Here is a 10,399-nt window from a genome sequence, read left to right on the forward strand (position 1 = left end):
AAAATGTAGATTGATGGTAGGTGCTTGCGGATTTGTGGCGGAATTTAAGGTTTAATCGATGCCCGGCGAGCCGGATCGCCGGTCTTCCCAGGCCGCCCCGCGAAGGGCGGCTAGGGAAGGGCTAAGCGGATCACCGCCACCATCGGCGCTTTTTCACCGCCTTGCGTTCGGCTTCGGTGCGTATCAATACGGCGTTATTAGGTTCTTCATGATATTTATAGGCTTCACCGTGCATGAATCCGAAGAAAGATAGCTTTCTGCCCCCCAAGTCGATCAAAAAATTTATTGCGGAAGCATATATATATATATTGTCTGTAAACTTTTTTTCCACTATGGGACCATAATTCATTAATAATGTTTTAACCGTCACCCGCCCCCCTGTTAGGTTGTTCGGTACTACCTTATCCCTTCGCCTTGTGAGGCATGAGAGAGAAAGGCGGCGGCTCGGAAGCAATTAGAATAATCCTGGATTATTGGCGGAATCAACGGTACGGACGCGGCCATTGAAAAGAAGCCCCCCTGCCCCCCCTAACCGCCCGGCTTGGGACCCCCGGACGGTTCCATACAATAACGGGCCTGAGTCAGGCTTCCCCCCTATAGGCTTATGAGTCTATGCAATCCCTCTATCCATCCCTTTAAATGCTGTTCGGCGATTGCCTTATCTGTAATGTCCCCTTCGCCTTGATGGGCGATGTAATTGTTTCGAAAATCGTTGATTTCGGTTACCATGTCCAGAACGGCGCGGGCGCCCTCAACCCGGAATTTCCTTTTTATGGCTTCGAATACGCCGGTAAGTTTCAAGTTGTCATTCAATGCGTAATCGTAGCAATTCCGCAAAAGCCCCAAAACGGAAATCCCGTTGCTGTAAACCAGCATCTTTTTCAAATTGGCGGCGATATCTTCATAATGGCGTTTATTCTTGGGTTCTGGATAACTGAAATAGGGTTTAAACCATGCTTTTTGATTGGTTTGTGAAACTGGCATTTCTGGTTCAAGTTTACGGACGATAACGCCTTTGGCGGCTTCGTCCAAGACTCCTAAAAGCGGTTGAAATACCGAACCGAATGATATCCCTTCTTTGTTTTCCAAATACTTAAACATCATGACGGCTTGTTCCGCAGCCTTCTTGTAGCGCGGCGGCAAGGAATCAAGAACGGAATCGGAAACCAGCGTTGTTATTTCGGAAATTCTTTCATCATGCTCCGTAATTGTTGCAAATAGTGGGTATTGAGATTCTAGGGAGTCGCTTTCAATCAGATATCCCAACGCGGGGCGGCAAGTATTGGCAAGTTCTCCTACTGTTGGCGCGTTAAACCGTTCGAATACGCCTTGGGAAACGTAAAGATACTCCCAAGGGAATCCCGCTTTTGAAGCGGATTCGCACCATGCGATAGCGGCGCGGGCTTTTCGGGGAACATCGCGGTCTTCCCGGCCTTTAGTCTCCACAAGGAAATACTTATCTTTCGTGCGGATAAAAAAGTCCGGCGTATAGAACGCTAAACGCCCGCCGTCCGCCAAATAATCGATACGCAGACATTGCGGCCCCGCGTTTTTGGCGAACGCTATCGCATCCGGCGCTCTATCGGCGAATTTAGTAAAAACTACTTCTAATTCCCGATTGCAGGGAACCAGGTTGAAAAGCGTTTTGCCCGCTTCCAAGGCGGGGCGGCGCTCGCTATGGGTAACTTGAAACGCTTTCCACAAGGACAAGCGCATAGGCTCGCCTGCTAAAGTGCGCGTCTCCGTCTTTGTGGTTTTGCTTCGGATTAAGGGAACGAAGATCGCCCGGATATGCTCCGCTACGTCTGGATTGCCCAAACGGGAAATCAATTCAGGATCGAAGAGAGTGGTTTTCTTTTCAAAAAGAATTTCTTCCAAAAAGGTTTGCAGGAGAGGAGCAAGAGTTACATGTAGACCTCTCACCTTATACCAAGTTGCATTCAAAGAAGTGCTAATGTAGAATAATCTCCGGGGAAATCTGAAGCCGGAGAAAAACGATGAGGCCAGCGCGATCTCTATCAAACGAACAAAGAGAGGAATTGAAGGAAAGCCTGAAAAAAGCGAAAAGCAAAGGAGAGTATCAGCGCATTCAATGCGTATGGTTGCGAGCCTTATGGAATCTGTCGTCCAACCAAATCGCCGAGACCATAGGCTGGAGCGTCAGCCGGGTCAAACAAATCCAGGGACAATATTTCCGCGAGGGAACACGAGCGTTCCAAGGCTGCGGTCGCGGGGGACGGCGGCGAGAGAACCTGACCATCAAGGAGGAGAAGAGCCTCTTGGCGGATTTTGAGGAGAAGGCGGTGAAGGGAGGCGTCTTGGTGGTAAGCGAGATTAAAACGGCCTACGAGCGGGAGGTGGGAGGTAAGGTTCCCAAATCCACTGTCTATCGGATGCTGGCTCGTCATGGCTGGCGGAAGATCGCTCCCCGCCCCCGACATCCTAATTCGGATGCCGAGAAGCAAGAGGCCTGGAAAAAAAACTCCCGGAATGGGTGGAGGAAGAAGTGAAGCGGCAAAAGGAAAAGGGAAAAAGCGTGCGTTTGATGTTTCAGGACGAAGGACGCTTTGGCCGCTTGAGCGATCCGCGCCGCTGTTGGTGTCCTGCGGGAATCCGTCCCGAAGTCTCGGCGCAAGTAGTGCGGGAATCGACATTCGCTTTCGCCGCCGCCAGCCCCCATGATGGAGTGTTGGATTCCCTCATTTTGCCGGAAGTCAACGCCGAAATGATGTCTCTCTTTCTCGCGGAAGTCTCCGCGCGCCATGCGGACGAGTTTATTTTGATGGTGATGGATCAAGCGGGATGGCATATCGCCAAGGATTTAAAGAAGCCCGAAAATATGCGGTTGATATGGCTTCCCCCCTATAGTCCCCAATGCAATCCGGTGGAACATGTCTGGGATGAAATCCGGGAAAAATGGTTTTCGAATCAAGTATTTCAAAGTCTCGACGCGGTGGAAGACGCGCTTCTTGAGGCCTTGGCCGCCTTGGAAAATGATAAAAAGCGAATGCTTGGCTTAACCGGCTTCGATTGGATTGTTAGTATACCTTTGATTGCAACTTAGTATTACAGATCGTTTCCAATTGTTTGACGAAATACGAAACCGCCCCTATTCCAGACTCCAACAAAGGCAGATTGATTTTCATTCGTTCGATGATTCTGCCCTTGATAAATGCCAATCGCTAATCACTGTTTTTAGGATTATTTTTTCTGCTCTTCTTTTTCCCGAATCTCCGCAATCGCTTTCTTGGCCGAATGGTGGACGGGAGAATCGGCGGGAAAGGACTGGATCGCTTCTTCGATGGCGGGTATGGCTTCGGCAGCTCCGACGTTGCCGAGAGCGCGAATAACCGATTCCTTTTCCGTCTCCTCTCCTTTTTTGAGCCGTTCCAACAGGCCGGGCAGAGCCTTCTTGCCCATATTGCCTAACGCCAACGCAGCGTTTCTTCGCACTTCCCAGCTCGAATTTTTCAAGCAATCGAGAATCGCTTCCAGATAAGCATTTTCCGGAGAGCGGCCGATAATGCGCACCGCTTCCGCCTGCACCGTAGAGGAGGAGGGATCCGTGAGAGCCTTGCTGGCTGCTTCGACGACGCGGGGATCGCCTGAAGCCAGTTCGTCCGCCGCCCGCAACGCTTCATAACGAATGATAGCGTTGCCGTCGATAGCCACAGTTTGCAATAAAGCGGGGACGGCGCGAGGATTGCCGCCGCGTTGCAGGACTTTAACCGCCCGCAAACGGACGTTTTCCGAATCGTCGTCCAATTGCTCGATGATTAAATCCACATCAGGAGCAAGGCGCAGATCGCGCAAGACGGCCAACGCGCCGCAACGCTGCCAACAGGAACAGCCAATCTGCGCCAGCGACGCCAAGGACGCATTTTGAATATCGGGTTCCTGACTCGCCGCCAGGCGCTTCAAGAGATGAACGGCTCGATGATCCGCCAAGGCGCCCAGCGCTTTGATGGCTCGGACTCGTATCCCGATCGTCTTTCCGTTCTCCGCCTGTTTCAACAGGTCGTCCACCATCGGCAGTTTGACGTTGCGAATGACCTGAAGGATGTCGTCGATGGCTTCCTTGCCGTATTGCGCCAGCCCGGTAATCGCGGCGCGGCGGACGATGAAATAGGTGCTGCCTAGGCAATCGACGAAGTAGGGAATGGAGGATTTATCCAGGATTTTGGCAAGCGTAAAAAGTACGTTTTGCTGGATGGTTTTCCGGGAGGAAAAACGCAGTTTTTCATGAAGCAGCTCGATGGCGGGCTTGCCGATCTTGGCGATAGCGGCGATGGCGCTTTGTTGAACCTCCCGGCTGGAATCGCCAAAGCGCTCAATCAAGGCGGGCAGCGCGGATTCATCTCCAATTTGTCCTAACGCTTCCACAACCGTCTTGCGGATGGTTTTATCCGTGGATTCAAGAAGTTCGATCAAGGCCGGAATGGATTCTTTGTCCTTTAGTTTGCCGAGTACATAAACCATCGCCGTCTGGACTGGCTTGCCGCTGGATTTGACGAATTCGCGCAGGTGCGGCTTGATGCCCGGCCCGATCCGAAGAAAAGCGTCGATGATGATTTGGCGCATTTCTGCGTTGCTTGTGGTCAACAGACTCACCATGCGCCTGGCGGATTCCAGCGAGCAATGGGTGATGACGGATTCCACCTGGTTGCGTAATAGTTTTTGCGCTTCGTTGCGCACGACCCATTCTTCGTCATTCGTAAGTTCGGCGACATCGGGGACGACGTAGGATTTTCCGATTTTTCCGATCGTCTGCAACGCCGCCCAACGAATATAGGGATTAGGATGATTGAGATAACGTGGAAGCACCAAATATTCGACGGCTTCTTCGTTTCCGGCGTTTCCGAGGGCGAGGATCACGGCTTGCAGTACTTCGTCGTCGGCGTCGTTCAACGCATCCATCAGGGCCTGGCGGGCTTGCGGATCCTGGCTGCGTCCCAGAACCAGCGCCGCTTCCCGGCGCTCGTTCCAATAGGGGGACGATTTGAGGAGTATGGCGGTTTGTTCCAACGTATTCATGGCGCTTATTCTTTCCTTCTCATTCAGCCCATCCCGGCCGCCGAAAATCGAGTTTTTCTTTTGCGTCGGGATGCAACGCCGCTTTAGGCGCGTTCGATGAAGCCTCGGCATCCTTCTTCGCCCGCTACGGCGTTGACTTCGTAGGTGCAGGGGATGTCGGACAGGATTTTCACCGCCGCCGCGAAGCAGCCGATGCGCGCGCAGGTCAAATCGCGGTGAGAGAATCCCATATCGATCGAATCCCGGCAACTGGCGCCATAGGGGCAAACCAGGATGGAAATTTCGACTTTGTTCGGATTGATTTCCTTCACCTGGAAATAGCTGGCATCCTGAAACAAGCCGCCGCGAACGCCGATGTCGATGTAATTTTCGATGGCTTCCTTGATGGTGCGGCTTTTCTTGATATCGAAACCGTATTCGTCCTGAAGAATGCGCAGCCACGCGCTGGTGGCGTGTTCGTAGGCGCGGGAACAAAACGGCTTTGGATAGGTGCCGTGAAAATCGCGCGCCGTCTCTTCCAGCGCATTCAACCATACGCGAGCCAAAAGCCAACCGCTAAGTTCTTTATTTAAAGTTTTGGCCATAATTCACCTTTTCGATGCGAGTTCCGCTCTTTTGGATTTCGAGACTTCATCAAGTCCCAATGCTTTAAGTTCATTCGCCAGGGCGGCGACGGAAAAACGTTTTCCGGTTTTTTGATTGAATGTCGTTACAAGTTCGAAGGGATTCATATCGGGATGTTTGGCCCACAATAGAACCAAGTCCGCTTTTTCGTCCGGCGTCAAAACCGCTTGTTCGGAGACCCCCGCCGGTTGACTGCGCATGGATTCGTACAACGCCGCCGTATCGCGGGCGATGGCCAGTTCTTCGTTGGTGGGAACGATGAGGGCTTTGATGGGACCGGAGGAAATATGAGTGGCGTTTTGGTTGTTTTTCTCCTCATCCAATACAATGCCTATCGGTTCCAGCCCTTCCAAAATCAAGCGCCGGACGGTTCGGGAATTTTCGCCGATTCCACCCGTAAAGATCACCGCGTCCAAACCGCCCAAAGCGGTCATGTAGGCGCCGATGTATTTCCGGATGCGATAGGCGAACATATCCAAAGCCAATTGGTGCCGTTCGCTGCCGCTGGCGGCTTCTTTTTCGATTTCCCGCATGTCGTTGGAAGTCTCCGTAAGACCCAACATGCCGCTGAATTTATTCATCAAGGCGTCTATTTGTTTGCCATTCAACTTCTCTACTTGCATAAGGTATGGGATGACGGCGGGATCGATATCGCCGCAACGAGTGCCCATAATTACGCCTTCCAATGGCGTAAATCCCATCGAAGTGTCGATGGAGACGCCATTTTTAACCGCCGCGATGCTGGAACCGTTGCCGAGGTGGCAGGTAATAAGGCGCAGGTCTTTGAGTGGTTTGCCCAAAATGTCCGCGGCGCGCTGCGCGACGAATTTATGGGACGTGCCGTGAAATCCATACTTGCGGATGCCCCGCTTTTCATAGAGGGCGTAGGGCAATCCGTATAGGAAAGCTTTTTGGGGCATGTGCTGATGAAAAGCCGTATCGAAAACCGCGACCTGGAACATGGAAGGCAACTGCTTTTTTACTCCTTCGATCCCTTTGAGATTGTGGGGATTGTGGAGAGGTGCGAACTGGCAGCAGTATTCGATCTCCTTTATGACGTTATCCGTTATGACGACGGATTCGGAGAAAGATTGTCCGCCATGTACGACGCGGTGTCCCACGGCGCCGATATCCGAAAGGGAAGAGACGACGCCTTGATCGGGATGAGAAATTATGGAAAGAACGAGACTTATGGCTTCTTCGTGGTTGGCTACTTCGCGCACTTCCCGGAAATCACGGTTCCCTTCCGCGCGAAACGAAAGAACTCCCGAAGAAGAACCGATTTTATCAACCAATCCGCGCAACAAAGCCGTTTCCGTTTTCGTCTCGATCAATTGGAATTTGACGGACGAACTGCCGCAATTTAATACAAGAACTTTCATTATGACATTCCTCTCGTGTTGTAGAACTCGTTTCGAATGGATTATACCAAATCCTAATAAAAATGTGACTTACAAATTCCCTCGCCCTTTGGGAGAGGGGTAGGGTGAGGGGACAAATCCTCAACGGTTTGGCAGCTATCCAAACTTGATTTGTTCTAACCGTAAGTTCTTAGCTCGTCCGTCTTTTCGCTGCCTGGGCTTCGACGCAGGTGATGGTGATCGTATTGAAAATATCCCGGGCGCAGCATCCACGGGACAGATCGTTCACGGGAAGAGCCAATCCCTGTAGCAAAGGTCCGTAGGCTTCCGCTTTGGCCAGGCGTTCGGTCAATTTATAGGCGATGTTTCCCGCATTGAGATCGGGGAAGATCAGCGTATTGGCCTTGCCGGCGACGGGGCTGCCCGGCGCTTTTTTCTGGCCGATGGCTTCGATGAGCGCGGCGTCGGCCTGAAATTCGCCGTCGATTTTCAGATCGGGCTTCCTTTGTTTGACGATTTTAGTTGCCTCGATGACTTTATCGACGATGGGATGGCTGGCGCTCCCTTTGGTGGAAAAGGATAACATGGCCACGATCGGTTCCACGCCCACTAGATTCTCCATCGATTCGGCGGTGGAAATGGCGATATCGGCCAGTTGTTCCGGATTGGGATCGGGGAAAACGCCGCAATCGCCGTACATTAAAACACCCTCGGCGCCATAAGTGCAGTTTGGGACGATCATCAAAAAGCAGGAAGAGACGGTTTGGATGCCCGGCGCGCTGCCGATGATGAGAATCGAGGAGCGGATTACGTTACTTGTCGTGTTGACGGCGCCCGCCACCATGCCGTCCATCTCGCCTTCTTTGACCATCATAGCGCCGAAAAAAAGAGGGTCTTTGAGCATTTCGGCGGCTTTGTCTTTGGTCAATCCTTTATGTTTCCGGCGTTCGGCGAAGAGTTCCGCCCAGGCGTCGTTTTGAGCGTGGGCGTCGCGGTCGATGATAGGTATGCCGTCAAGCGAGACGCCTATCTTTTCCGCCGCCGTCTTTATTTCAGCGGGGGCGCCGAGAAGAGAGACCTTGGCGGTTCCTTCATCGGTGGCCTTGCGCGCCGCTTCCAACATCCGGGGGTCGGTCGCCTCCGGCAATACGATGCGAAGGGGATTTTTTTTGGCTTCGTTGAGAATTCGTTCCAGTGGGTGCATAGCGTCCTCTTATATTTTCGTATCGATTTGTTTGTCTTTTTCTTTTCGAATTTGCGTTTCCACTTTGCTTATGGCGCCATCGATGCAAGCGTGGACGCTCTCGCCGGATTCCTTGCCATGCATGGTTCTATGAAGCCCATGCACGGTGACTTCCACGCTCTGTTCGTCGTCCGATCTTTCGAAAACGACATGCGCCTCACAGTCGCCATGCGCGTATTTTTCCAACTTCAATATTTTTTCTTCCACATAGTCCCGCAGGTGTTCGGAAAGTTGATGGCGGCGGCTGGTTATCTCCAACTTGATAGGCATGCAGTTCCCTTTCGCGCAGTATGGCCTTATTATTCGCTCTTCAAAAGCCTTATACCAATTAATTTTTTTAATAATGGAATTCCCGCTTCCTCTTCGACATAAATCGATTTTCCTAGGAAGCCAAAGGCCTATTGTTTGTTCTAATGAATAGAGAAAATTATAACTATATTATAAAGTGAGCGCTCCTTTGTTCAATCCGTCCTAAAACAGGGACCAATCGGATACGGAAAGCGTCTCTTCGTTGCTGACGAATTCGATTCCCTCCACGGAATTGCCTGCTCGAACCGTGATGATTTCTTTATCTTCGGGATCGTCGAGATTGACGTATCCATTCTCTCTAGTCCCATTATAATATTCCCTCAATACTGGCTTTACGAAAGATGGGGAAAAACGATCGTCGGAAAAAGGCCCGACGCGGGAAGAACCGGTAAAACGCGGATTGATCGATTCTATATAAAGGATATACCGCCCCGGCGGGACGTAGAATGCGAATTCGCCCGTCCAATCGATCGACAAATCCGATACTACGGCGTATGAATTCAAATAAGGGGAATCGATCTCTTCGGCGACGACGTTGGCGCCTTGAACGGCTTCATTGGCGGGACGAGTTACGGTTCCCCTAATGCTTCCGAGACTGGTATGGAAATCGGCGCCGGGAAAAAGAATTTGGATCGTCATCCGATCGTCCTGGCTCAGGTTCGTTGGCGAGATTCGATCGTCGGTTTCAATAGGAAACATGACGGGAAGAAAAATATTGTTGGCGGGATCGTTGTCGAAAGCGAATTCCGGATGCAATTGGGAATGATCCAAGCCGAGAAAATGGCCGATTTCATGAAGCATGGTCGAGAAAAGCCGATTGATGTCTCCCCCTTTTCCCAAAAGATATTTGCCGTTGAGAATGATCTCGGAATTGACGATGGTTCCACTGCCGTTGTTGTGCGCCGGACTGGACAATCCCAAGATGGAATCGGAAGCGCCTTCCCCTTTCAAGGCGTCGATAATGGCGCCGTCCGAATCGAAAATTACGGGATTGTAATACTTGCCGCTGAATTTCAAGTAGTTATCTTCGGTAATATTTTCAGGCAACAATCCTCCATAAATAATTTTTAGACTAGAATGGGGGACATCCGTCCAATTCCTGAAAGCCAGCATGATCAATTGCTGAACCAGGCTGCCCGGATAAGGCCCCAGATCGCCGGGATCCATATGATAAGCGATTTCGGAGGAAGGCCATTGCAAAGCCTTTCCGGAAGAGAGTACGAAAGGATTTCCCGCCAACGCGGGAATGGCGAGAATCGCAACGGCTAGAAAGGCGATAACTCCCAAAATCCGATTTTTTCTACGGCGAATTAAATATCTCATGTAGAAGCAATACCATGCGGCGAATAAACGAAACTCGATTTTTAAAACCATGCGTAACAAAAAAAATCTGCAAACCGTTGAAACTCAAAAAACGATTGTAAGGGAGTGACTCTATAAAAGCGGATAGCTTTATATGAATGAAATGAATTACATGGATTCACGCCAACCTTATTATCATAAAATCTTTGAAAAAATAAGGTTTAGAGTTCATTAATCCGGGCGGATTTACCACGCGATGCACAAAAACGCCGGACATAATAAAGAAGTATAATCCGATTTTCCCCAAAAAAAAATGGGACTTTGCTTTCCGATTGGTCTTTCCCTGAAACGGATGTAGGATGGGTCGCGTTTTTTGACCCATTATTCATGCAATTTAAATAGGGCTTGCTGATATAAGCGTAAGTCTTGACAAATAAGTATATTAAGATATAATTTTTCCAAGGAATGCGCAAGAGAATCCGCTTGTATCCTACAAAACCTTTGCACATAAGTTGAGGGCTTGATG

9 protein-coding genes are annotated in these 10,399 nt (G+C 50.6%); 2 read left to right on the forward strand and 7 right to left on the reverse strand.

Annotated elements, in window-relative coordinates; all coding sequences use genetic code 11:
* Positions 1-594: 594 nt before the first annotated feature.
* On the reverse strand, positions 595-1,923 hold the full coding sequence (locus AB1656_26275) for a hypothetical protein (GenBank protein MEW6238906.1): 1,329 nt from the start codon (positions 1,921-1,923) through the stop codon (positions 595-597).
* 74 nt (positions 1,924-1,997) lie between these two features.
* Between AB1656_26275 and AB1656_26280 the strand changes: the two genes are divergently transcribed.
* Both AB1656_26280 and AB1656_26285 read left to right on the forward strand, forming a co-directional pair.
* Positions 1,998-2,510, forward strand: coding sequence for a winged helix-turn-helix domain-containing protein (locus tag AB1656_26280; protein MEW6238907.1), 513 nt, complete (start codon positions 1,998-2,000; stop codon positions 2,508-2,510).
* Entirely contained in the window at positions 2,507-3,064 is a 558-nt protein-coding gene (locus tag AB1656_26285; protein MEW6238908.1) for an IS630 family transposase, read from the forward strand. Before AB1656_26280 ends, AB1656_26285 begins: the two co-directional genes overlap by 4 nt.
* A 137-nt stretch (positions 3,065-3,201) precedes the next feature.
* On the opposite strand, the gene AB1656_26290 is transcribed toward AB1656_26285, so the two are convergent.
* From AB1656_26290 to AB1656_26315, 6 genes are all read right to left on the reverse strand, one after another.
* Entirely contained in the window at positions 3,202-5,034 is a 1,833-nt protein-coding gene (locus AB1656_26290; GenBank protein MEW6238909.1) for a HEAT repeat domain-containing protein, read from the reverse strand.
* Positions 5,035-5,117: 83 nt separating this feature from the next.
* Positions 5,118-5,618, reverse strand: a complete 501-nt coding sequence (locus AB1656_26295; protein MEW6238910.1) for a hypothetical protein — start codon at positions 5,616-5,618, stop codon at positions 5,118-5,120.
* Between the two features lie 3 nt (positions 5,619-5,621).
* Complete coding sequence (locus AB1656_26300; protein MEW6238911.1) at positions 5,622-7,040, reverse strand: acetate kinase; 1,419 nt, start codon at positions 7,038-7,040, stop codon at positions 5,622-5,624.
* A gap of 169 nt (positions 7,041-7,209) precedes the next feature.
* Positions 7,210-8,223 (reverse strand): phosphate acetyltransferase, encoded by a 1,014-nt coding sequence (pta, locus tag AB1656_26305; protein MEW6238912.1) that lies wholly within the window; start codon positions 8,221-8,223, stop codon positions 7,210-7,212.
* A gap of 9 nt (positions 8,224-8,232) precedes the next feature.
* Positions 8,233-8,532: a ribosome-associated translation inhibitor RaiA gene (raiA, locus tag AB1656_26310; GenBank protein MEW6238913.1), complete on the reverse strand. Its 300-nt coding sequence runs from the start codon at positions 8,530-8,532 to the stop codon at positions 8,233-8,235.
* Between the two features lie 201 nt (positions 8,533-8,733).
* Positions 8,734-9,894: a hypothetical protein gene (locus tag AB1656_26315; protein ID MEW6238914.1), complete on the reverse strand. Its 1,161-nt coding sequence runs from the start codon at positions 9,892-9,894 to the stop codon at positions 8,734-8,736.
* Positions 9,895-10,399 lie beyond the last annotated feature (505 nt).

Source organism: Candidatus Omnitrophota bacterium (assembly GCA_040755155.1).
GTDB lineage: Bacteria > Hinthialibacterota > Hinthialibacteria > Hinthialibacterales > Hinthialibacteraceae > JBFMBP01.

Bases quoted from the DNA above. Each gene is read 5' to 3' on its own strand.
- AB1656_26280 (MEW6238907.1), top strand. From the start codon at position 1,998: ATGAGGCCAGCGCGATCTCTATCAAACGAACAAAGAGAGGAATTGAAG.
- AB1656_26290 (MEW6238909.1), bottom strand. From the start codon at position 5,034: ATGAATACGTTGGAACAAACCGCCATACTCCTCAAATCGTCCCCCTAT.
- AB1656_26295 (MEW6238910.1), bottom strand. From the start codon at position 5,618: ATGGCCAAAACTTTAAATAAAGAACTTAGCGGTTGGCTTTTGGCTCGC.
- AB1656_26300 (MEW6238911.1), bottom strand. From the start codon at position 7,040: ATGAAAGTTCTTGTATTAAATTGCGGCAGTTCGTCCGTCAAATTCCAA.
- pta (MEW6238912.1), bottom strand. From the start codon at position 8,223: ATGCACCCACTGGAACGAATTCTCAACGAAGCCAAAAAAAATCCCCTT.
- raiA (MEW6238913.1), bottom strand. From the start codon at position 8,532: ATGCCTATCAAGTTGGAGATAACCAGCCGCCGCCATCAACTTTCCGAA.
- AB1656_26315 (MEW6238914.1), bottom strand. From the start codon at position 9,894: ATGAGATATTTAATTCGCCGTAGAAAAAATCGGATTTTGGGAGTTATC.